The organism is Stenotrophomonas maltophilia, from assembly GCF_013464485.1.
Taxonomy (GTDB): Bacteria; Pseudomonadota; Gammaproteobacteria; order Xanthomonadales; family Xanthomonadaceae; genus Stenotrophomonas; species Stenotrophomonas maltophilia_AW.
The window spans coordinates 58,818-81,312 of record NZ_RAUX01000014.1; the positions used below are offsets into that span (position 1 = coordinate 58,818).

The 22,495-nt window shown below is 67.2% G+C and carries 17 protein-coding genes; 3 read left to right on the plus strand and 14 right to left on the minus strand.

The window, feature by feature from the left end:
• Positions 1-10 precede the first annotated feature (10 nt).
• Both D7Y61_RS06855 and D7Y61_RS06860 read left to right on the plus strand, forming a co-directional pair.
• A complete protein-coding gene (locus D7Y61_RS06855; protein WP_180865646.1) occupies positions 11-1,156 on the plus strand; it encodes a glycosyltransferase family 4 protein in 1,146 nt (381 codons plus the stop codon).
• Entirely contained in the window at positions 1,149-2,006 is an 858-nt protein-coding gene (locus D7Y61_RS06860) for a polysaccharide deacetylase family protein (protein ID WP_180865647.1), read from the plus strand. The genes D7Y61_RS06855 and D7Y61_RS06860 overlap by 8 nt, the downstream gene beginning before the upstream one ends.
• 75 nt (positions 2,007-2,081) lie before the next feature.
• Here the strand turns inward: D7Y61_RS06860 and glmM are convergent, their stop codons facing one another.
• The 5 genes from glmM to trpB form a co-directional block, all read right to left on the minus strand.
• Positions 2,082-3,443, minus strand: a complete 1,362-nt coding sequence (glmM, locus tag D7Y61_RS06865) for a phosphoglucosamine mutase (protein ID WP_180865648.1) — start codon at positions 3,441-3,443, stop codon at positions 2,082-2,084.
• Positions 3,443-4,318 carry an acetyl-CoA carboxylase, carboxyltransferase subunit beta gene (gene accD, locus D7Y61_RS06870; RefSeq protein WP_110712994.1) on the minus strand — a complete coding sequence of 292 codons (876 nt, stop codon included), beginning with the start codon at positions 4,316-4,318 and terminating at the stop codon, positions 3,443-3,445. Before accD ends, glmM begins: the two co-directional genes overlap by 1 nt.
• 206 nt (positions 4,319-4,524) lie before the next feature.
• The gene (trpA, locus tag D7Y61_RS06875; RefSeq protein ID WP_180865649.1) at positions 4,525-5,334 is read right to left on the minus strand and encodes a tryptophan synthase subunit alpha; all 810 of its coding nucleotides are present in this window, start codon (positions 5,332-5,334) and stop codon (positions 4,525-4,527) included.
• A gap of 1 nt (position 5,335) precedes the next feature.
• The gene (locus tag D7Y61_RS06880) at positions 5,336-6,022 is read right to left on the minus strand and encodes a hypothetical protein (RefSeq protein ID WP_180865650.1); all 687 of its coding nucleotides are present in this window, start codon (positions 6,020-6,022) and stop codon (positions 5,336-5,338) included.
• Complete coding sequence (gene trpB, locus D7Y61_RS06885) at positions 6,019-7,236, minus strand: tryptophan synthase subunit beta (protein WP_180865651.1); 1,218 nt, start codon at positions 7,234-7,236, stop codon at positions 6,019-6,021. Before trpB ends, D7Y61_RS06880 begins: the two co-directional genes overlap by 4 nt.
• A gap of 97 nt (positions 7,237-7,333) precedes the next feature.
• Between trpB and D7Y61_RS06890 the strand changes: the two genes are divergently transcribed.
• Complete coding sequence (locus D7Y61_RS06890; RefSeq protein ID WP_180865652.1) at positions 7,334-8,227, plus strand: LysR family transcriptional regulator; 894 nt, start codon at positions 7,334-7,336, stop codon at positions 8,225-8,227.
• A 67-nt stretch (positions 8,228-8,294) separates the two neighbouring features.
• On the opposite strand, the gene D7Y61_RS06895 is transcribed toward D7Y61_RS06890, so the two are convergent.
• The 9 genes from D7Y61_RS06895 to D7Y61_RS06935 form a co-directional block, all read right to left on the minus strand.
• A complete protein-coding gene (locus tag D7Y61_RS06895) occupies positions 8,295-9,404 on the minus strand; it encodes a toxic anion resistance protein (protein WP_180865653.1) in 1,110 nt (369 codons plus the stop codon).
• Between the two features lie 44 nt (positions 9,405-9,448).
• Entirely contained in the window at positions 9,449-10,156 is a 708-nt protein-coding gene (locus D7Y61_RS06900) for a hypothetical protein (protein WP_180865654.1), read from the minus strand.
• Positions 10,153-15,549, minus strand: coding sequence for a DNA repair ATPase (locus tag D7Y61_RS06905; protein WP_180865655.1), 5,397 nt, complete (start codon positions 15,547-15,549; stop codon positions 10,153-10,155). The genes D7Y61_RS06900 and D7Y61_RS06905 overlap by 4 nt, the downstream gene beginning before the upstream one ends.
• Positions 15,550-15,634: 85 nt before the next feature.
• Positions 15,635-17,653, minus strand: a complete 2,019-nt coding sequence (locus tag D7Y61_RS06910; protein WP_180865656.1) for a hypothetical protein — start codon at positions 17,651-17,653, stop codon at positions 15,635-15,637.
• Entirely contained in the window at positions 17,653-18,324 is a 672-nt protein-coding gene (locus D7Y61_RS06915) for an OB-fold-containig protein (protein WP_180865657.1), read from the minus strand. Before D7Y61_RS06915 ends, D7Y61_RS06910 begins: the two co-directional genes overlap by 1 nt.
• Before the next feature lie 167 nt (positions 18,325-18,491).
• Complete coding sequence (locus tag D7Y61_RS06920) at positions 18,492-19,148, minus strand: phosphoribosylanthranilate isomerase (protein WP_005410480.1); 657 nt, start codon at positions 19,146-19,148, stop codon at positions 18,492-18,494.
• Complete coding sequence (gene truA, locus D7Y61_RS06925) at positions 19,145-19,915, minus strand: tRNA pseudouridine(38-40) synthase TruA (RefSeq protein WP_180865658.1); 771 nt, start codon at positions 19,913-19,915, stop codon at positions 19,145-19,147. Before truA ends, D7Y61_RS06920 begins: the two co-directional genes overlap by 4 nt.
• A 32-nt stretch (positions 19,916-19,947) precedes the next feature.
• Positions 19,948-20,310, minus strand: coding sequence for a VOC family protein (locus tag D7Y61_RS06930; RefSeq protein ID WP_180865659.1), 363 nt, complete (start codon positions 20,308-20,310; stop codon positions 19,948-19,950).
• A 26-nt stretch (positions 20,311-20,336) separates the two neighbouring features.
• Positions 20,337-22,385, minus strand: a complete 2,049-nt coding sequence (locus tag D7Y61_RS06935) for a FimV/HubP family polar landmark protein (protein ID WP_180865660.1) — start codon at positions 22,383-22,385, stop codon at positions 20,337-20,339.
• Positions 22,386-22,495 lie beyond the last annotated feature (110 nt).

Here is a 22,495-nt window from a genome sequence, read left to right on the forward strand (position 1 = left end):
TCGATCCTGCATGAACCGTCCGCTGCGCATCCTGCATACCGAAGCCGCCAAGGGAATGGGCGGGCAGGAGATCTACATCTTCCGCCACATGCAGGTGATGCGCGCGCGAGGCCATGAGGTCTCATTGCTGTGCCAGCCCGATGCACGCTTGGCCAGGCTGGCACGCGACGACGGTTTCACCGTGCACACGCTGCGCATGGGGGGACTGGCCCGCCTGCTGCGCGGCATCTGGACGGTGTCACGACTGGTACGCCGCGAGCGCTACGACGTGGTCAATACAACCAGCCGACGCGATGCGCTGATCGCATCCGCCGGGGCGCGACTGGGCGGCACCCCGCTGGTCGTGCGCTCGCGCCACCTGATGAGCCCTGTCAATTCGCTGCTGACCTACACCAGGCTCCCGCACCGGGTGCTGACCGTCAGCAGCTTCGTCAAGCAGTTGCTGGCCGACCGCGGCATTCCTGCCGAGCGCATCGGCATCGTACCGCCGATCGCGGTACCGCCGCGCTGGAGCGAAATCCGCAAGGCAGATCCCTGGCAGTGCCTGCGGGAAGTGCGCGCGGAGGTACGTGCCGAGCTCGGTTTCGGCGAACAGGACATCGTGGTCGGCTGCGTGGCAGTGCTGCGCGAGCCCAAGGGCCATGCCGACCTGCTGCAGGCGATGATTCCCCTGTGCAAGGCCAATCCGAACCTGCATCTTGTGGTTGTCGGCGACGGCCAGGCCGTGACCGAGCGGCTGCAGGCGACGTGTGCCGAGCACGGACTGCAGCGGCAGATCCACCTCCTGGGCTATCGCGATGGCGCATGCCGACTGATGGCAGGCTTCGATATCTTCGCGCTGGCATCACACAAGGAAGCCGCCGGCACCGTATTCCTGGAAGCGGCCTATGTTGGTGTACCGATCGTGGCTACGCGGGTCGGTGGTGTGCCGGAGATGGTAGTGGATGGCAGCAATGCGATCCTCACCCGCCTGGGCGACAATGCCGCGTTGACAGGAGCACTGCGCCTGCTGGTGGATGACCCGGAACGGCGACGGCAGATGGGCCGCGCGGGTTGGGACTGGATGCGCAGCGCACACCGCTTCACCCCGGACGGCCACGGTGAGGCCACCGAACACTATTACCACCAGTGGATGAAGGAGCTGGGACATGGCTGATGCGCGAACCGTTCCGGTGCTGATGCACCACCATGTCAGCCCTTCACCGGGAATGATCACCGTGTCGCCGGAGAACTTCGAAAGCCAGATCGCCTGGCTGGCCGGCAATGGCTGGACGTCACTGACGCTGGACCAGTACGCCGGTTTCCTGGCAGGCAAACCGGTCCCCCGCAAGTCGATCGTGATCACCTTCGATGATGGCTACCTCGACAACTGGGTGTACGCGCACCCGATCCTGCAGAAGTACGGCATGCATGCCGTGGTGTTCGTGGTTACCGGCTGGATGGGCGAAGGCCCGGAACGCCCGCATGCCGGTGTTGCCGGGGCGACGCTCCCCCCCACGCCGGACCATCGTGGCTGCGAAGCGGCGATCTACGAACAGGACCGCAGTGACGATGTGATGATGCGCTGGAGCGAAGCACGAGCCGCCATCGCCGCCGGCACCTTCGAAGTGCATTGCCATACCCACACCCATACCCGCTGGCTGCGCCGCAATGATCTGGACCGCGCACAGCGCCGCGCGGGCCTAAGCCAGGACCTGGCGATCTCGCGCGAAGTCCTGCTGGACAAGCTCGGCACCGTGTCCGACACGCTGTGCTGGCCCTACGGTGATTTCGACCAGGACCACGTTGAAGTCGCTCGCGAACATGGCTTCCGCTACCTGCATACCACCCACCCGTTCGGCCGCAACGTGGTGGGGGGGGACCCGGAGCGCATCTATCGCTTCGCGATCCGCAATCGACCCGCCCACTGGCTGCGCAAGCGCATCCGCCTCAGCTACAACCCACTGATCGCGCCGCTGTTCAATGGCTTCAAGGCACGCCAGAAGAAGATGGTGCCGGGGCCGTAAGCACGGCGCTGCGCGCCCCCGGAAAAAGAACGCCCCGGATTCCGGGGCGTTTTTGTCGTGCCGGCAGGCACTCCCTCAGCCGGCGGCCTCGCGCACGGCAGCAGACAGGCGGTCCAGCGTCTCCTGCATCAGCACTGCATCATCGGCTTCGACCGTGACCCGCACCACCGGTTCGGTACCGGACGGACGCAGGAACGCGCGGCCACGACCGGCCACCGACTGCTGCGCCACCTGCAGTGCAGCCTGCACCGCGGCGGCCTGCACCGTGGCCTTGGCCGAGACATTCCCCAAGCGCACATTGACCGTCTTCTGCGGCACGCGTACCAGCCCCTTCAACGCCTGGCGCAGGGTCTGTCCGCTGTTGCGCAGTGCCACCAGCACCTGCAGGGCGCTGACGATGCCATCGCCGGTGGTGGCGCGGTCCAGGCATAGCAGATGGCCGGAGGCTTCGCCGCCGAGCACGCCCCCGCCTTCGACCAGAGCCTGGTGCACATAGCGGTCACCAACGTTGCTGCGCACGAACGGGATCTGCAGGTCGGCGAAGGCCTTCTCAACGCCGTAATTGCTCATCAGCGTGCCGACCACCGGGCCGCGCAGGCGGCCCTCGTCCTTCCAGACACGGGCCAGGATGTAGAGCAGGTCGTCACCGTCGACCGGGTTGCCCTGGTCGTCGGCCATCAGTACGCGGTCGCCGTCACCATCGAAAGCAATGCCGAGATCGGCGCGGGTCTCTCGGACCTTGGCCGCCAGGTTGTCGATGTGGGTGGAACCCACTCCGGCGTTGATGTTCACACCATTGGGCTCAGCACCGATGCCGATCACCTCGGCACCCAGTTCGCGGAACAGCAGCGGCGCGATCTGGTAGGTGGCACCGTGCGCGCAATCCAGCACCAGGCGCAGGCCACGCAGATCGAATGTGCGCGGCACGCTGGCCTTGCAGAACTCGATGTAGCGGCCGACTGCCTCCCGTGCGCGGAATGCCTTGCCCAGCTTTTCCGATTCGGCCGTGGTGAACGGCACGTCCAGTGCCGCTTCCAGGGCCAGCTCGGTGGCATCGTCGAGCTTTTCGCCCTCGGCGGAGAAGAACTTGATGCCGTTGTCGTAATGCGGATTGTGCGAGGCACTGATCACGATGCCTGCGTCCACGCCCAGCGTGCGTGTCAGGAACGCCACGGCCGGCGTCGGCATTGGTCCGAGCAGCTGCACATCGGCACCCGCAGCCACCAGCCCGGCTTCCAGCGCCGCTTCGAACATGTAGCCGGAAATACGGGTGTCCTTGCCGATCACCACGATCGGACGGCGCCCGTCCTGGCCGCGCTGGGCAACCAGGACACGGCCCAGCGCGTTGCCGAGGCGCAGCACGAAATCGGCCGAAATCACCCCCTGCCCGACCCGCCCGCGGATGCCGTCAGTACCGAAGTACTTGCGGCCTCCCATCAAGCCACCTCCGGCGCCGGCTGGCGGCCCAGCATCGCCAGCAGATCGGACAGGCGGTCGCGCATCTCGCGACGGTCGCAGATCTGGTCGATGGCACCGTGCTCCAGCAGGAACTCCGAACGCTGGAAGCCTTCCGGCAGCTTCTCGCGCACGGTCTGCTCGATCACGCGCGGGCCGGCAAAGCCGATCAACGCCTGCGGCTCGGCGATGTTGATGTCGCCCAGCATCGCAAACGATGCCGACACGCCACCGGTGGTCGGATGGGTCAGCACCGAGATGTACGGCAATCCGGCCTCGCGCAGCTTGCCCAGCGCGGCCGAGGTCTTGGCCATCTGCATCAACGAGAACAGGCCTTCCTGCATGCGTGCACCACCGCTCTGCGAGAAGCACACGTATGGGGCACCGATCTCGACCGCGGTTTCCGCGGCCAGCGAGAAGCGTTCACCGACCACCGAGCCCATCGACCCGCCCATGAAAGCGAAATCGAACGACGAAGCGACCAGCGCACGGCCCTTGAGCAGGCCGCGCATGGCGATCAACGCGTCATACTCGCCGGTGTTCTTCTGCGCGATCTTGATGCGCTCGCTGTACTTCTTCTGGTCCTTGAACTTGAGCAGGTCGGTCGGCCCCAGGCGCGCACCGATTTCGGTGGTGCTGTCGGCGTCGAACAGCGCGGCCAGGCGCGCACGCGCGCGGATCGCCATGTGGTGGCCGCACTTCGGGCAGACCTCCAGGTTCTCTTCCAGTTCCGGACGGTACAACGCGCTGCCGCAGTTGCTGCACTTTTCCCACAGGCCCTCGGGGACACTGCGCTTCTTGCTGGGGGTGTTGTCGGTGCGGATGCCGGACGGCATCAACTTGCTGAGCCAACTCATGCGGGAGGACACTTCCGTTCAGGGCGGCCCGTGGGCCGCAAAGGCGGACAGTCTAGCTCCGCTTTCCCCGCCCGTGCACCCCTTGGCGGCCAGCGGGCAGCCGGAAAAAACCATGCTGGGACGTACGTTTAGATGCCGGGTAGCGCTGGGCCATGCCCGGCGGATATCCTGCCTGCCACAGCGCCGGGCATGGCCCGGCGCTACCGTTACGCGTCCAGCGCCTGCCGCAGCGGGGCCAGGAAGGCACCGGCACGCTGCGCGGCGTCATCGGCCGAGGTTGCTTCGGCCAGCGCTGCCACCAGCGCACTGCCAACCACAACACCATCTGCCTGGCGTGCCATCGCCGCAGCGCTGGCGGCGTCCTTGATGCCGAAGCCTGCGACCACCGGCACCGCTGCGCGCGCGCGCAGCGCCTGCAGGCGGGCGCAGGCAGCGTCACTGTCCAGACGCTCGGAAGCACCGGTAACGCCGGCGAAGCTCACGTAATAGAGGTAGCCGCGGGCCAGGGTCAGAAGCTTGTCGGCACGCGCGTCGCTGGTGGTCGGCGAGGCCAGCAGGACCAGCGCCAGACCCGCCGCATCGAAGGCCTGCTGCGCTTCACCGGCCTCTTCCGGCGGCAGATCGACCAGCAGCACGCCATCCACGCCGGCGCCCACGGCCGCTGTCGCAAACGCTGCGTAGCCATGGATCTCCACCGGGTTCAGGTAACCCATCAGCACCACCGGGGTCTGCGTGTCGCGCTCACGGAACTGCGCTACGGCCTGCAGCACGTAGCGGCTGCCGGCCCCGCGTGCCAGCGCGCGCTCGGAGCTGCGCTGGATGGTCGGCCCATCGGCCATCGGGTCGGAGAACGGAACACCCAGCTCGATCACATCGGCACCGGCCTCGACCAGGGCATGCATGACCGGCACGGTCGCTTCCAGCGAGGGATCACCGGCAGTGACGAAGGGAATCAGCGCCTTGCGGCTGGCGGCACGCAGGCGGGCAAAACAGGCATCGATACGGTCAACGGACATGTCAGGTACATCCTTCAATCAGGTCAACGGCGCCGCTGGCGCCCCAGTACATTCTTGATACAACGCCATCGACGATCTCCACGCGGATCGCCAGATCCGAGCCCGGGTCCTGCCATAGAAGGCTCTCACCCGCCTCCGGATCGTCGCCATAGGGCTGCGCGGTGGCGCCCGGAGGAAGCCGTTCCAGCGCCTGCGCGCGCGGCATGTCCAGGCGCAGGCCAAACGGCCCGGACTGCACCACCACCTGCCCGGAATCATCGATCGGGGCCAGGTCGAAGCGGACGACATCGCCGTCCTGCACCATCATCGCCACGCCTTCCGGCAGCGTCCCGCGCTCGTAATACTCGCAGCGCCCCTGCGTGGCCTCGTGCAGGCCGGCTGAATGCCACAGTCCGTCGGCCTGCACCTCGCCGAACTGCTGGCCGATCAGCACGTCGCCGGCGTGATCCAGCGCCACCGAGACCACGGCCGGCGCACTGTCCGCGTCGGCGGGTGCGGTCGCGACCGCCACGGGCTCATCGTCGATGGGACGGTGGGCCACATCGTCATTGCTTGCCGGATGCTGCGCCGCTGCGATGGCCGCCGGTGCCGCCGGCGCGGGCGCCAGCACCGGCGGATCCGGTGGCGTACAGCCGCCCAACCCCACTGCCAGCACCAGCGCGCCACCATGGCGCAGCATGGAATTCACAGTACCAGACCCTCGCGCGCGGCGATGGTGTGTACATCCTTGTCACCACGACCGGACAGGTTGCACAGCACGATCTGGTCACGCGGGCGCTCACGCGCCAGCTTGATGGCCTGCGCCAGCGCGTGGCTGGATTCCAGTGCGGGCAGGATGCCTTCGGTGTGCGCCAGCAGGTGGAAGGCCTGCAGCGCTTCCTCATCGGTGATGCCCAGGTAGCGCGCACGGCCGCTGTCGGCCAGGAACGCGTGCTCCGGCCCGACGCCGGGGTAATCCAGGCCGGCCGACACCGAATGGGTCTCGATGATCTGGCCATCGTCGTCGCACAGCACATAGGTGCGGTTGCCGTGCAGCACGCCGGGGCGACCGGCGGCGATGGACGCCGCGTGGCGGCCGGTGTGGATACCATCACCCGCCGCTTCGGCGCCGACAATCTCGACCTGGCGGTCGTTGAGGAAGGCATGGAACAAGCCGATGGCATTGCTGCCACCGCCGACGCAGGCGGTGATCGCATCGGGCAGGCGGCCATATTCGGCCAGCATCTGTTCGCGTGCCTCGCGGCCGACGATGGCATTGAAGTCACGCACCATGCGCGGGTACGGGTCCGGACCAGCCACGGTACCGATGATGTAGAAAGTGTCCTGTACGTTGGTCACCCAGTCGCGCATCGCTTCATTGAGCGCATCCTTCAGGGTAGCCGAGCCGGAGGTGACCGGCACCACGGTGGCACCCAGCAGTTTCATGCGGTAGACGTTGATCTTCTGCCGCTCGATGTCGGTGGCCCCCATGTAGACCACGCATTCCAGGCCCAGCCGCGCGGCGACGGTGGCACTGGCCACGCCGTGCTGGCCGGCACCCGTCTCGGCGATGATGCGCTTCTTGCCCATCCGCGCCGCCAGCAGCGCCTGGCCGATGGTGTTGTTGATCTTGTGCGCACCGGTGTGGTTCAGGTCTTCGCGCTTGAGCAGGATCTGCGCACCGCCGACGTGGTCGCTCAGGCGCTGGGCGTGATAGATCGGGCTGGGCCGGCCCACGTAATGGGCCAGATCGCGGTCGTAGGCGGATTGGAATTCCGGGTCCTGGCGGGCCTGGTCGTAGGCCTGGGCCAGCTCCTGCAGCGGGCCGACCAGGGTTTCGGCAACGAAGCTGCCGCCGTAGCGCCCGAAGTGGCCTTGGGCATCCGGGAAGGCGTGGTAGTCGGCAATGGGGGAGGCAGACATGGAAGCGACCGCTGGTTCGAGACAGGGGGATACTCTAGCGCACGGTTCGTGACCGGAAAATGGATATTATCTGGCACGCACCGTCAGGAAATCTCACATGAGCCCCTCCCTGCTTCCGCCTCTGAATGCCCTGCGCGCCTTCGAAGCGACCGCCCGGCTGGGCGGGGTTGGCCGCGCAGCACAGGAGCTGCACGTCACCCATGGTGCGGTCAGCCGCCAGTTGAAGCTGCTGGAGGATCACCTGGGTCTGGCGTTGTTCCAGCGTGCCGGCCGCGGCCTGCGCCTCACCGCTGCGGGCACCCGCCTGCAGGCGGCGTGCAGCGGCGCGTTCAGCAGCATCGAAGACTGCGTGCGCGAGCTGCGCCGGCCAGCAACCTCGCCGGTGCTGGTCCTGGGTTGCAGCGGCAGCGTGCTGGCGCGTTGGATGATTCCGCGCCTGCCCGCGTTGCAGGCCGCTCTGCCTGGGGTGAACCTGCAGTGGTCGGCGCTCGATGGCAGTTTCACCGAGGCGCAGGCTGCGCTGGATGCCGTGCTGCTGTTGGCGCAGGGACCTTGGCCTCGTGGCTGGCAAGTACGCGAACTGGCGCCGGAAAGGGTGGGCGTCGTGGTGGCGCCATCGCATCCGGCAGCACATCGGCTGCGCGATGTGCCTCCTGCGATGCTGCTGCACGAAACACTGCTGCATACCCACTCCCGGCCACAGGCGTGGCCGGCCTGGGCGCAGGCGCACGGCCTGGACGTGTCGAAGCTGCAGCTGGGCACCGCCTTCGAGCATCTGTACTACCTGCTGGAAGCCGCGGTCGCCGGGCTGGGCCCCGCGATCGCGCCGGAGCCGCTGGTGGCCGAGGACCTGGCGGCAGGCCGCCTGGTCGCGCCCTGGGGATTTGCCGCCACCGGAGGCTTCTGGGTGCTGGCATGGCCGGAGGGGCCGGCCAATGCGCGCGTGGAAGCACTGGCGGACTGGGCGAGCCAGCAACTGCGCTGGCAATGAAAAATGGGGACGGAGGGGATTAAGTCGTTTGTGCCACTTACGACTTAATCCCCTCCGTCCCCTTTTTTCAGCTGGCCGTCGGGGTGGCCAGGCGCTGCTGCAGGTCTTCGCGCAGGCGCGACAGCTCCACTTCCGCCTGCTGGCGCTGCTGCATGCCTTCGCGATGGATGCTGCGCACTTCCTCGACCGTGGCAATCAGCTGGTCGTGCACGTGGCGCAGGGTGGCCACGTCGATCACGCCACGCTGGTTGCTGCGCGCGGTATCCACCGAGGCCTGGCGCAGCAGGTCGGCGTTGCGGCGCATCAGTTCATTGGTGGCATCGTCGATGGCCGTGGACAGTTCGACCGCGGCCTTCTGCTCGCCCAGTGACAGCTGGATGGCGAACTGGCGCTTCCACGACGGAATGGTGATGTCGCGGACGGTGTTGAACTTCTCGATCAGCTGCAACGCGTTGGCCTGGATCAGCCGGATCATCGGCAGCGACTGGTCGGCGGCATGCTGCATCAGCTGCAGGTCGGACACGCGTTTCTCGATCAGCCGGATCGCGTTGTCGATCTCGCCCTGACGGATGCGCTGCTGCGGGTCGTCGCTGGCCTGCCCCGCCAACTGCTCGGCCTGCAGTTCGGCCAGGCGCTGCTTGCCGGCAGCGGCATACAGGCCCAGCGCGTGGCGTTCCTCGCGGACGATCTCGTGCATGCGGTCGAACTCACCGACGCGCTTGCCCATCAACGCCTGCTGCACGCCGACATCGCCCAGCAGCTGTTCGATCTGCGCATTGGTGTCACTGAACTTCTGCACCAGCTCGCCCCTGGAAGAACGCAGGCGATCGATCAGGCCGCCGATCACCGGCACCTTCGAACGCTGCGCAAAACCGTCCAGTTTCAGACTGCGCGCGATGCGCACCACTTCGCCCAGCTTCTCGCCGCTGGCATCAAGGTCGCGGTTGCGCACCTGGTCCAGCAACTGGCTGGAAAACGCTGCAGTACGCGTTGCTGCTTCACGACCGAAAACCTGCAGATTGCCCGGACGAAGATCGTCCAGCTCGCGGCGGATCTCGGCGATGCGCGGGAGATCCTCGCGGACCAGGCCCAGCGCCTGCAGTGCGCCCTCATCGAGTAGATCGGTGGTGGTCGTGCCGGGCACGAGAGCACCTGGGGTCTGGCTGTCCTGGGTCATCGGGCAGTCTCCTTGCGGTTGGGTAAGCGGCAGCGGCGGTTGGCTCAAGGCAGTCTAGCCTGAGCCGCCGCAACCTCGTCATCGATCTGCGCGTGCAGCGTGGCGGCCTTCCCGGCCAATGCCGCACCCGCGGCAGTCTGATCGGCCAGTGCAGCCTGTCGCCAGGCGGGCAGCAGGACATCATGGATGCGCGCGAAACGTTGCAGCAGCACCGTATCCTGATCCTGCAGCAGCTGCCATTGACCGGCCTCGACGCGATGAAGCGCGGCCAGCCGGCGCAGGTGATCCAGCCGTTCCGACAGTGCGGCCTCACCGGCCACGTCGCACTGCGCGAGCTGTGATGCGCCCAGCTCGGCCCACGCGTCCAGTGCCGTGGCCGCCTCTGAACGTTCGACGATGGCCAGGGCGCGCAGTTGCTGGAACTGCTGCAGATGCAGGGCCTGTTCGCGCGCCTGCAGCGCCAGCACGCCCAGTTGCGACTGCAGCGCACGCCCTTCCGCCTCACGGTCGACATCGCGCCCAAGCAGGCGCCCCCACCAGCCTTCCTGCCGCTGGATCTGCGCAGGACTCCCCGCCTGCAGGGCCAGGGCGATGCGGGCCAGCGCGGCCACCAGGCCTTCACCCGCAACCGGCGGTAACGGTGCGGCGCGCTGGGCAAGTGCCTGCAGCAGCGGCGCACCGTAATCGGCCAGCACGGCGACATCGACCGTATCGGGCAGTATCGGCAATGGCAGCGGCGATCGCGTGGTCACGGCAGCGGCGGCGGCCCGGGTGTCGGCGCCACGCTGCTTTCAGCGTCGTCCCGCGGCAACGACTCCCCGTAGAAGTGGCGCATCAGTGCTTCATCCAGTGCGCGTTCTTCCGGCGTGGTGGCGCGACGTACGCGCGCACGCTGCGGCACCGCGCTGCCAGGGCCACCACGCTCGACCTGCTGCCGTGCCCAACCGGCAAACGCGGCCAGGGTCTGCGACACCTGTGCCTGCTGCGCCTGCGATGCCACCAGCAGTTCGACCAGAGGCGCCAGGCCAGCCTGCAGGTCTTCGGCCAGCGGCGTGGCTGGCGCGCTGTTGGTCACCGCAACCGGTACCGGCGCAGCGGGCGCAGGGCGTGTTTCAGAGAGGCGCTGCAGCGCCTGCAGCAATGCCGGCCACGGCGCAGGGTCGGCCACGGCAGCGGGTGCCACGTCCGGTGCTGGCGGCGGCAACTGCAGCGCGCTGGCAATGTCCGCCAACTGCGCGACCACGCGCCCGCCGACATCACTGTCGTCGGCTCCCATGGCCTTGTTGCGCAGGAAATCACGCTTGATCTGTGCCCAGCGCTGAGACTGCACGTCATCCAGCACGCCGCGCAGTTCGGCCAGCTTCAGCAGGTTCTCTTCGGCACCGGTAGTCAGCAGCTGCGCCTCACCCAGGTAGTGGTCGGAGATCAGCTGCTGCAGCTCGTCCTCGTTCATCACTGGCGAGATCTTCTCGGCCAGCTTGTTCATGTTGCGGTAGCTGCCCTGCAGGCGGAACGGCGGCTCGGTGCGGTAACGATCATCCTGCGCGGCACTGGCGATGTACTGCTGGTTGACCCGGTAGACCACATCGCGCACGCGGAGCATCCGCTGCAGGGTGGCGGTGATCTCGTTGACCTCTGCACCGCTGTAGGCATGGCTGAGCCCGTTGGTCGACACGTCCTTGCCCATCGCACGCTCGACCAGCAGGTACAGGTCGGCCATGTCGCGGGTTGCCAGCGGTGCCAGCACCGGGTTGGAGGTCAGGCTGTTCTCGATGTAGCTGAGGGTGAAGGACGCTTCCATGCCGCCCAGCACATCGCCGAGGTTGTAGATGTCGGCGCGGTTGGCCAGCATGTCCGGAATCTTGAACACCTCGCCGGATTCGGTGTACGGGTTGCCGGCCATGACCACGCAGAACTTCTTGCCGCGCATGTCGTAGGTACGGGTGCGGCCGCGCCACACGCCTTCGATGCGACGGGTGCCGTCGCACAACGAAATGAACTTCTGCAGGAACTCGGGATGGGTGTGCTGGATGTCATCCACGTACAGCATGGTGTTGTTGCCCATCTCCAGCGCAAGGTTGAGCTTTTCCAGCTCCTGCCGCGAGGTCGCGTCGGGCGCCTGCTCCGGGTCCAGTGAACGTACCTCATGACCCAGCGCCGGGCCATTGATCTTCATGAAGACCAGGCCCAGCCGATGCGCCACGTATTCCATCAGCGTGGTCTTGCCGTAGCCTGGCGGCGAAATCATCATCAGCAGGCCCATCAGGTCGCTGCGCTTGTTCTCGCCGACCGTGCCCATCTGCTTGGCCAGGTTGTCGCCGATCACGCCCAGGTAGACATCGTTGATCAGCTTGTTGCGCACGAACGAAGACAACGGCCGCGCCTTGAATTCGGACAGGCGCAGGGCCTGCCGCTCGCGGCTGATGATGCCTTGGCGCACCGCCTGGTAAGCGTGGAATGCCGGCACGAACTGCTGCAGATGTGCGTGCAGGCGGGCCAGGAAATCATCCAGCGACAGCGCCAGGGTGCCCTGCACGATGCGCGGATGCTCGCCGAGCAGGCCCTTCACTTCCACCCGCAGCGTGGCATCGCTGGCACGGGTACGCAGCTGCCGCTGTGCGAGCATCAGCGCGGCGGCCTCATCGGTGTACCCGGCATGGGCCGCCTGCCCCGGCAGGCGGCCAAGCGCGCGCAGCCACTGCCCGGCCAGCGCCCAGCGCATCGAGAGCGGATCCTGTCCACGCTGCAGCGCGCGTTCCAGTGCCTCGCGTTGACCCGCCTGCTCCAGCTGCTGCTGCAATGCCTCCAGCAGCGCCAACGCGTGGCGGCTGCTGGTGAATACCGGATCGCCCGCGCCCAGCTCGTCACCCAGATAGGCGGCGGCACCTTCTATCGCGGCGGCGTCGAACGGCAGGGCCTGCGCCTGCACGAACACGTCCAGCGCAGCGGCCATCTCCGCGCGCAGCGCCTGACGTCCTTCGTCGGAACCAAACAGGCGGGCAATGGCATCGGCACCGGCCTGGCGGGCCGGCCACTGCGCCACGGCCTCGTTGCGCTGCTCGGCCGCCCAGAACAGCATAGCCAGCGCGCGGACGCGGGGGGCATGGCGCAGGCTGCCGGCGGCCTGCTGCAGCGGCAGCAGGGCGTGCAGGATCAGCGCCGCATCGTGGTCATGGATGCCGCGTTCGTACCCCTCACGGTAGCGCGGCGCGGCGAACGCACGCACGCGCTGGTCCAGCGCCTCGGGGTTGGCGAGATCGTGCTGCAGCTGGGCAAGGTCCAGCCCATCGTTGCCCTGCTGCGCGGCCAGCAGCAGGCTGCCGGCCAGGTATTCGCCGCGGTAGATCGCCTCGGATTCCGAATCCAGGGTCACCGGCCAGAACGGCTTGAGTGCCTCCAGTTCCGGGTCGTGCAGGGTTTCCAGGAAGTCGGTGCCGGTCAGGTGGATGGCCAGCGTGTCGCCGCGCGGCAACAGGGTCAGGTCCAGGGCCTGGGTGTTGACGCTGAAGCGGTGGCGCGGGCCAAGCCGGACCACGTTGCCACCGGCTTCGTACAGGTCGCTGCGGTCGCGCAACTGGCGCACGGCCTGGTCGCGCACGCCCTTCAGGCGCGCCTCGATGTCATCGGCCTTGACGTTGTCACGCAGCGTGCGCAGCCGCTCGGCCAGCTCGCGCAGTTTGAGGATCAGCGGGTCCCCAGCGAAAAACGCATTGAGTTCATCGGCGCTGGCGAAGCGTTCGGTGCGTTTGGCCAGGCCATCGAGGATGCGGTTGGCCGCGTCCAGCACCGAACGCGCCTTGCGCTGGCGGTCATCCAGCAACGCCTGCTTGTGCGTCTCGAAGGCTTCGACCAGTTCCTCGCGCTTGCTGAGGATGTCACCGAGGAACTGCTCATGCTCGCCGAACTGGCTCTCCAGCTCTTCCAGCTGCACCAGCAGGCGGGACAGCTGTTCGTCGGCCTTTTCCGGATCGCTGGCCATTGCCAGTGCGCTGGTGATGGACTGCGAGAACAACGCGAACTGGGCGGCGAACTGCGCCACGGCCTCGGCCGAACCAAGGGTGCGGCGGCGCTGTTCGGCGCGGGCGCGCGCCTGGTTCAGTCGCCCGTACAGCGCGGAAATCGATTCGACCACGCGGGTACGCGCGGTGGCATCGTCCACCTTCAGCCCGGCCATCAGTTCGGACAGCATGTCCAGATCGGCGGCCATGCCGCGCATGCCGTCCAGCTGCTCGTCCAGCTGGCGGGCGCTGCTGGCCTGCTGCGCGGCTTCGTCCAGCGCCTGCAGGCGGCTGCCCAATGGTGCCAGTGCAGCATCCCCGGCGAGGAATTCACCGGTGGCCGCACCAACGCGATCCTGCGCCTGCACCAGTTCGGTGGCCATCGCTTCGATGCGTGCGGTGTCGATGTAGCGCAGCTCGCGGATGGTCAACAGCCGTCCGCGTAGCGCAGTGATGTCGTTCAGCGCTTCGACGAAGGCCTGCACCTCGTTCCAGTTCTGCGGCTGCAACCGACCCAGCAGCGCCTTGTACGCGGCTTCGGACTCGGCCATCGCCTGCGCCGACTGCTGGCGGATCGACTGGACCTTCTCGTACTCGTCCAGCACCGACTCGCCGGTAGCACTGATCTGCCTCAGCAGTGCCTCGGCACCGTCGCAGGCCTCGTCGCCCAGCCAGTGGTGGGCATCGAACAGCCGGCGGGTATCGGCCACCAGGCGCTGGTAGCGCTGCACCGATACATCCTGGCCGTCGATCTCGCGGGCCAGGTTGAACAGGTTGGAGATGCCGCGCACCAGTTCAGCATTTCCGATGCGGCCCATGAAGGTGTTGCCCGACGGACGGCTGGCGGCAAATTCATCGCTGCTGAACGGGGTCTGCCAGACCTGCATCGGGTGGATGCGGGTCGGTTCGCTGCCTTCGGCATGGAACAGCACCATGCGCCCGTCCTGCATCAGGGCGTAGCCGTGGCCGAACACGGGATTCTGCAGCACGCGCTGGATGGTGTTGTAGACGAACAGCGCAGAGCGCCCGCCCTCGCGTTCGTAGAAGATGTACAGCACGTCCTCGCCGTTGGGCGAACGGATGCTGCGCTTGAACTGCATGCCGGCCATCGAGGCGTCGAATGACTTGTGCTCGCCGCCCTGCAGGTAATAACCGCCCGGGAAGATCACGCCGTGGTCTTCGGGCAGCTGTACGCAGGCCTGCACGATGGCATCGTTGCGCACGATAGCGCCGGTGAGCGTGTTGTAGATCAGGCCGCGCCATTCCGTCTCGCGGTAGGGCAGCACCTTCAGCAGCAGCAAAGAGCCGACGCGGGCGAACTCGAACTGGGCATCGTCCAGCGACTGCGTGCTGTCCTCCACCGGCTCGCTGTAGATGCCCTGCCCGGTCTCGGTGTTGTTTTCCACCTTGATGGTCAGGTCGCCACCGGTGGTTTCCACGAATAGCGTATCGAGAATGTTCAGGTGCGAGTGGCGGCCGCTCACGGCCAGGTCACGCGTGGCCTTGGTCCACTCGAAATCGAACGGTGGCGGCAGGGCGATGTCACGCTCGCCGCGCGCATCCAGGTAAGTCAGCTCGCCATCACGCGACAGCGCCCAGCGGAACACGCGCACGTCGCTGCTGCGTTCACCAATCTGGAACGAGGCCAGCAGCTTGTCCCCCACCACGATCAGCTGCAACAGGCGCGCGTGCTTGTAGTAGGCATACAGCTCGTTGAAATCATGCACGAAGCCGGGCTGGTCGAGGAAGCTGCCTTTCAGCTCCAGTGCCGCCACGTCATAGCCATCCGGCCCCTGCACCAGGCGGTACAGGCCGAACACATCCTCGATACGGGTCTGGGTCTTGAGCCCGATGAACACGTTGTAGCCGAACAGCAGGCGATCGGGCCCCACCTGCACGATGTCGCGGCCGACACAGTTGTTCTCGCTGCGGATGCGGAAACGGCCGACCACGTCCAGCCGGCTGTCGCCAAATTCGGCAAGGCGCTGGCGGTTGAGCGTTTCGGCCAGGCCCTGCAGGCGCTGGCCCTGCTCGGTCAGGCGGCGGCGCAGGACTTCGTAGGCACCGCCCTGGGCGACGGCCTGGTCGACGGTAGTGTCGCCAGCCTCCGGTGCGTTGGTTTCGGCGGACGGTTGGGTTTCGGACATCAGCAGGCTTCCGGCTCACGGGCGAGCGGCCGCATGTGCGGCCGGCGCGGGCGGGCGATGGCCACTGCGGCCATCGCCCGATGCATCAACGGGCGCTGTCGACCACGGTGGCCGACACCGTCGGCACCGCTTCAGCGTCTTCGGCGATCTGCCGCGGCGCAGGTTCGGCCACCGCCACACCCAGGTAGCGCTGCATCAGCTCCTGCACGATCGGGCTCTTGCCGGCGAAGCCTTCGATCGACTTGCCCAGCGACACCGCCTTGACCAGGTTCTCGAACATGCCGCCGTCGCCGCCGACCAGATCGATGTCAGCGTTGCGCAGCGCGCTGGCGATGACGTTGGCGTTCTCGCGCGAGACTTCCTTGCCTGCCTCGATCGACGCCAGCGCCTGCTTCAGGCTGTTGTCCAGCATCATGCGGAACTCTTCGTGGCCACGCGCCTGGTCGCTGAGCGAGGCGATGGCTTCGAACTTGCGCACCAGGCCTTCGGCCTCGGCCAGCAGCTTCTTCTGCACCACGCCGGCTTCGGCATTGCCCAGCGATTCGGTGGCGGTGGCACGGGCCAGGCCCATCTTCTCTTCGCCCTGCGCCTGTGCCTGCAGCGTCTCGGCCAGCACGCGTGCTTCGTTGCTGCCCTGCTTCAGGGTGGCATCGGCCTTGGCTTCGATCACGCGGGCCTCGGCAATGCCGACCTTCTCGATGGCCAGCGCCGAGGCTTCGCGCACCTGTGCTTCGGCCAAGCCCGGCGCGGCCTGTTCGGCGCGGAACGCATCGGCCAGCAGGCGCTTGGCTTCGGCCTGCTTGCCGGCCGCTTCGTGCTCGGCCTGGGCCAGGGTGGTCAGTTCCACCGCGCGGTGCTTGGAGGCGGTTTCGCGCGCCTGCGCTTCCTTCACTTCGCGCACCAACGCTTCCTGCGCCTTGGCTTCGGCTTCCAGGATCAGCACCTGCTTCTGGCGGTCGGCTTCGGAGACTTCGCGCACTTCCTTGATGCGTTCTTCTTCCTGGGCCACGGTCTTGTCGATGGAGATGCGTTCGCGGGTGATGTTGGCCACGTCCATCTTGCCCTGCTCGACCACCTTGTCACGCTCCACGCCCTGCAGTTGGACTTCACGGTCGGTGGTGACCTGCTCCAGCTGCCTCGCGCGCTCCACGCGCTCGGCTTCGATGGCCACGGCACGCTGGCGGTTCTGCTCGGCCACTTCCACCTCGCGCAGGCGGTTCTGGTCGCGGATCTCGATCAGCTGCTGCGCTTCGATGCGGGCATTCTCGGACAGCTGGCGCTGTTCTTCCTGCACCTTGGCAGTCTCGGCTTCCTCACGCGCGCGGATGGTCTCGATCTCGCGCTTCTGGCGCGCCTCGGCTTCGGCCTGCTGGCGCTCCAGCGCCAACAGCGCTTCACGCGCTTCAACATTCTTCTTGGTGATGGCCAGCTTCTCGTTCTGCTCCAGCTCGTTGGTCACCACGTTCTGTGCAGCGGTCAGCTCGGTGATCTTGCGGATGCCCTGAGCGTCGAGGATGTTGAACTGGTCCAGCAGCGACTTCGGGGTCTGTTCCAGATAGTCGATCGCCACATCTTCCAGCACATAGCCGTTCAGGTCGTTGCCGATCACCGCGATGATCTCGTCGCGGAATTCCTGGCGCTTCTCGAACAGCTCGGTGAAATCGAATTTCTTGCCGACCGTCTTCAATGCTTCGGAGAACTTGGCGTTGAACAGTTCGTCCACGGGGTGCTTGTCCGAGGCGCGGTCGGCGCCGATGGCCTTGGCCACGCGCAGCACGTCGGCCTGGGTCTCGTTCACCCGCAGGTAGAAGGCCACGGCGATGTCGGCGCGCATGTTGTCGCGGCAGATCAGGCCTTCCTTGCCACGGCGGTCGATCTGCAGGGTGATCAGGCTGATGCGCATCAGCTCGGCGCGGTACAGCACCGGAATGATGAGCGCGCCGGTGAAGTGCACCTTGGGCGTGGAGCTCATGTCGTTGACGATCAGGGCCACGCCCTGGTCAACCTTGCGGTAGAAAGCCTTGAACAGGCCGGCCAGGCCAAGCAGCGCCACCAGCAGGACGGCCACGCCGATCAGGAAGGGGGCCATGGTTGCCAACGTCATCAGTGATTCTCCTTGTTGCCCGGAAGCAGGTTGTCCTGGAAATCGAGGGCGACCGCATCGGCACGGACCACCCGGTAGTAATGCTGTTCGGCGACGTGCTCGACCAGCACGATGCGCTCGCCACGCTGCAGTTCGATGTCGCTGCGCACCTGCAGCACCAGCCCGGCGCCACCGTCATCGAACATGGCATGGCCGCTGCGGGCATCCACCTTCGGCGAGGCGACCACGCCGGCACGCCCCAGCAGCGAGGCCTGGGCCACCGGCCGCAGGCGCAGCAGGAAACGGCGGACGGGGCGCAGCAGCAACGCGGTGACCGGTATCGCGGGCAAGGGTGCCAGCACGGCCACGACCGCGCCGATCGCCCAGCGCAGCAGGTCTGGTAATGGCAACAGTACGAAAAGATGGATGAAATAGGTCAACGCCCAGCCAAAGAAGCCGAGCAGGGTGACCACGACCATGACCGGCACACCGCCCAGGCCGAAGCGCTGCAGCAGGGCCGACAGGCCGCTGAGATCGTTGCCGCCGTCCAGTGCGCCATCGGCGCCGAGGTCGCCGAAACCGTCATCGACCAGGCCAAAGGCGGCAAGCCCCCAATAGACCAGCGCTACCGCCAGCACGATGCTGTACGGCAGCGTCGGGAAACCGAACACGACGGTGAGGAATTCCTGCATCGCTTGCCTTCCTGGGCTGTGGGCGGCGACCGCCCGTTCGGGACGCGCAGAGCGCGCCCGTCGATCCCCGCGCCGGCCCTCATGGCAGGCGCGCTTGGGTCCATCCTATGTGAAGAATGCGTGCAGGCTCAAATCCAGGTCCAGATCACGGCAAAGAGTGACGCATATCACTCCAGGACCGTGCAGTCCGCGCGGCGCACTTCCTCGACGAAGGTGCGCATCCGGTAACCGTCCTTGATGCCCGGCTCCAGCTCGATGCCGCTGGAAACGTCCACGCCCCACGGCAGCGTGGCCAGCACGGCGTCGTAGACGTTTTCGGGGTTCAGGCCACCAGCCAGCAGGAACGGCCGGTGCAGGCCGGTCGGAATGCGTCCCCAGTCAAAGGCCACGCCGGTACCGCCACCGCCGCCCGGGGCGTGGCTGTCGAACAGGAAACCGGCCGCGCTGGGGTAGCGCAGCTGCAGGGTGCGGGCATTGACTTCTTCACGCCCGCCCATGGCGATCGCCTTCAGGTAGGGCATGTTGAAGCTGCGGCAGAAACTCTCGTCTTCCTCGCCATGGAACTGCAGCAGGGTCGGGCGCACCGTGCGCAGCACCTCGCGCACCTCTTCCTTGCTGTTGTTGCGGAACAGCGCCACCACATCAACCATCGGCGCGATCGCCTGGCGCATCGCGCGCGCTTCGGCCGGAGCGACCCGCCGGCTGCTCTCCCGGGCAAAGATGAAGCCCACTGCGTCCACGCCCAGCTCACCGGCCAGGCGGACGTCGCCGGCACGGGTCATGCCACAGAACTTGATGCGCGTGCGGTAGTAGGAGCGGCTCATAGCGTGACCTCGGCGGGCAGATGCCAGTTGTCGGGGTACAGGGGCCCAAGGAACACCAGGCCCTGCGGCGGTGCGGTGGGACCGGCTACGGTGCGGTCGCGCCCGGCCAGCAGTTCGGCGATCCAGTCCACCGGTTTTTCGCCGCTGCCCACCAGGATCAACGATCCGACGATATTGCGGACCATGTGATGAAGGAATGCATTGCCCTGCACGGCAACCTCGATCACCTCACCCTGGCGGCTGACCTGCAGCGACTGCAGTTCACGCCGGGCATGCAGCGCCTGGCACTGGACCGAACGGAACGCGCTGAAGTCGTTCTCGCCGATCAGGGCCTGGCCGGCGGCGTGCATCAGAGTCTCGTCCAGCGCGCGGCGCTCCCAGCTGAGTGTCTGCCGGTCCAGCGCCGGCCGTACCTCGCGGTTGAGCAATCGATAGCGGTAACGGCGCGCACGCGCCGAGAAGCGGGCATGGAAATCATCGGCCACTGGTACGCACCAGCGCACCGCGATCGAGCGCGGCAGGCGGGTGGTGGTACCGAGCATCCAGGCGCGCGGATCGCGCACCACGTCGGTATCGAAGTGCACGACCTGGCATTGGCCATGCACGCCGGCATCGGTGCGTCCAGCGCAGACTACCTGCAGCGGCGCATCGGCAACCGACGACAAGGCCCGCTCAAGGCTGGCCTGCACGCTGGGACCGCCTTCACCCAGGTTCTGCCAGCCCCTGAAATCGCTGCCGTCATACTCGACGCCAAGCGCGTAACGCATGTGCTACCTCGATGTTGCCTGTGGGGCGGCGCTCAGGCCGGATCGCGTTCGGACCAGACCGCCAGTTCGTTGCCACCGGGCTCGACGAACTGGAAGCGGCTGCCACCAGGAAAGGAGAACACCTCGCGCACGATCTCACCGCCGGCGTCACGCACCGCAGCCTCGATCGGCGCCAGCTGATCGGCATACAGCACCAGCAGCGGTGCGCCGGTGTCACTTGCCCGCTGCGGCATTCCGCGGAAGAACCCCCCCTGCAGGCGGCCATCGTCGAACGCTGTGTAGTCGTTGCCATAGTCAACGAACGACCAGCCGAAGACCTTCTCGAAGAACATCCGGCTGGCGGCCGGATCACTGGACGCGAATTCAACGTAGTCGATGCGGCGCTCGCGGCTCATGGCAAGGTCCTTGTCAGCAGGTTCGGTCACGGCAGTCGGGCGAGCAGTTCGCGGGCCTGGGCCTGGCTGTGCAGGTCGCCACCGTCGGCAACTTCCAGCAACAGAGTCCGGGCGGTCTGCGCGTCGCCCAGATCCAGGTAGGCAATGGCCAGCTCCAGGCGCTCCTGCCCGGCACGCGGTGGCCAGCCGCCGTCAGCGCCCGCCGCTGCGATCGGCGCGGCGTCTTCCGAATGCGGGGCATCGGTGCCATCACGGTCGATGGGGGCCTGACCGACGGCAGTGGCCGGTGCGTCGACATCATGCGCTTCGGCGGGCAGATCGAACACGCCACGATACTGTGGCTGCTGTTCGGCATGCCGTGCGTAGTCCGGCACCGCTACGTCGGCCGGAGCCTCCGGCACAACCGGTTCATCCCGTAGGGGTTCCTCGATGGCTTCATCGTGCATGGGCGCGGGCTCATCCCAGCGCGGCAGCTCGGTCACTGCCTCAGGCAACGCCACAGCGTCCTCATCGTGGAGCGTGCCGTCCTGCCAGCCGGTGGCCTGTGCCGGAGGGGCTGCAATCGGCGCCGACGGCGCTTCAGCCTGGACCTCGGGCTCGCTCGCCCAGGCCGGCATCGCCGGTTCCTGGCGACCGCTGTCGGCCACCGCCGACGACCACGAGGACTGCTCGGCCAGTGTATCCAGCGCCGCGCCCGCCGGTACCGCAGCGGCAAGCCCGGCGGCATCGTCCTCTTCGCGCAGCGGCGGCAGCGGTGACGGCTTGCGGCGTCCCAGCAGCCAGGCTGCACCGGCCGCCAGCAACAGTACCGGCAGCCCCAGCCAATACCATGCCGTCCCCGCATCGCGGGCATCCGGAGCCTGTGCCAGGCGCTGCTGTGCGGCGGCCAGGTCATTGTCCTTCATCGCAATCAGCGACTGCTGTTGCTCCTTCAGCTTCTCCAGATCGGCGACACGCTGCTTCAGCTCGCCGATCTCGGCATCACGGGTGGCGATGTCTTCACGCGCCTGGCGCAGTTGTTCGTTGCCCAGCATGTCACCCTCGCTGCCGGCAGCGATGCCGGTGGTTGTGCCCGCGCGCGCAGCGTCCGACGCCAGCGCTGGAGCGATCTCAAGTCGTGCCCCGTTGGCTGGAGCCGGGGAAGACGCGTTCGCGGTTGCCGGCCTGGCGGCCGGCGCGACCGCACCCGCCGGCTGCGGCACGGTACGCGCCTGCCGCCATTGCGCGGCATGCTCGCTTACCAGTGCAGTCGCCTCGGCCGCATCGACTGCGGCAAGCGCATCGCTGCCCGGCATGCGCAGCACCGCGCCCTGCTTGAGCAGATTGACGTTGCCACGGATGAAGGCTTCGGGATTGGCGCGCAGCAGGGCGATCATCGCGCGGTCGCGGCTGACCTGGTTGCCACGCGCCACCGCGCTGGCGATCTGCGACAGGGTCTGACCGCGCTGCACGGTGATGCTGCCGTCGGCCGGCGCTGCCGCAACCGGTGCAGGTTCCGCACGCGGCCGAGCCGGCGTGGCTGCAGGTGCCGCGGCAGGCGCGCGCGGTGGCACATCGGGCACCGTAGCAGCAGGCGCGGGAGCCGGCTCGCGGGCGATGGTATTGGACAGGGTGCCGGCCGGCGCCACGATCTCCGGCTCGGTGACGGCCAGCGCGCTGGACGGCGCATCGACCAGCGCCGAATACTCGCGCACCAGACGGCCCTGGCCCCAGTCGGCTTCGATCAGAAAGCTCAGCGACGAGGTCTCCACCGGTGCCTGCGAGGTTACCCGCACCACGGCCCTGCCCTGCGCATCGCGGGTCAGTTCGAACTGCAGCTCGCTGACCAACCCGGTTGGCCGCTGCAGGCCGACGCGTTCGAAGGTGAGCGGTGAGGCCAGCGCTACGCGCAGGTTCTCCAGCTCGGACGGGTCGGCCGAGACCACCGGGATTTCAGCCAGCAGGGGCTGTCCCGGCTTGGACAGGACACGGATGTCGCCAAGGCCCAGCGCAAGCGCCGAGCTGCTGGCCAACGCCAGCAACGCGGCGGAAAGATAGGTGAGCGGGCGCTTTGCGCCCTTGGCCCGTTTATTCATGGGCGACACTATAAAGCGTGCGGACCAAGGTCCGCACCCACCGATGGCGAGCCTTCGGTAGTGCCGGCCGCTGGCCGGCAGCACCACATGCCCATCATTGAAGGCAATGC